The following is a 713-nucleotide window of genomic DNA, read 5'->3' as shown; positions in this document are numbered from 1 at the left end:
TGTCACAGGGTTGGTCCTTCTTGGTCGAGAACGGCTATTTCGCAATTCCCATTCTCGCGCCGAGGACCAGCCCGTCTACTTCAGTCCCGCGTCAGCAACGTCCGTACCCGCAACAACTAGGTGTACTCTAATTCACAGCGAATCGCATTTGTCAAATTTTCTCGCACAATCGTTCGCGCCGAGGGCATTTGGGTTTCATGACCATATTGGCGACAGGCAAGGGTGCTGAGTTGAGTGAAGCTACTTTCATGACTGTTCGAGAACTGGCTGACCGCTGGGTTGTCTCAGAGCGTCGTATTCGCGAGCTTGCGGCGGCAGGGGATGTGCCAGCAATGAAACTGGGGAAGCTGTGGCGATTCCCGGTGGCTAGAATTCAGATGTTCGAGAAAGCTAACAGCGGGAGCGCGGTCCGCGCATGATTTCGCGAGCTTTGGATCTTGCGATGATATTGATCGGATCTATTGAGGATCTAAGTAGGTCCTAGGTATACCCGATGGAGACTCTATTGAGAGTCTCAAGAGGGCCTAACGAGAAGTTGTGCACGATCAGATGTCGTGCGCTTGTCCCAGTGGGACACCTGGTGGGACACGTACTGGTGTCAATGGCCACGAAGTTCTCCCCGTAGGCGGCCAGTAGTTCTCCCCGCTGGTGGCCACGGGTTCTCCCCGGTGGCGGCCAGTTGTTTTTCCCCACCCGCTTTCTGATTTGGGTTA

At 54.7% G+C, this 713-nt stretch carries 1 protein-coding gene; it reads left to right on the top strand.

The features are described from left to right. Window positions 1-197: 197 nt before the first annotated feature. Window positions 198-419 carry a helix-turn-helix domain-containing protein gene (locus ASU23_RS35360; RefSeq protein WP_058038981.1) on the top strand — a complete coding sequence of 74 codons (222 nt, stop codon included), beginning with the start codon at window positions 198-200 and terminating at the stop codon, window positions 417-419. The last annotated feature ends 294 nt before the right edge of the window (window positions 420-713 follow it).

Source organism: Rhodococcus sp. KB6 (assembly GCF_001445685.1).
In the GTDB taxonomy this organism is placed as follows: domain Bacteria; phylum Actinomycetota; class Actinomycetes; order Mycobacteriales; family Mycobacteriaceae; genus Rhodococcus_F; species Rhodococcus_F qingshengii.
The sequence above is the reverse complement of the archived record's forward strand: the minus strand, read 5'-3'. Positions and strand labels throughout refer to the sequence as shown.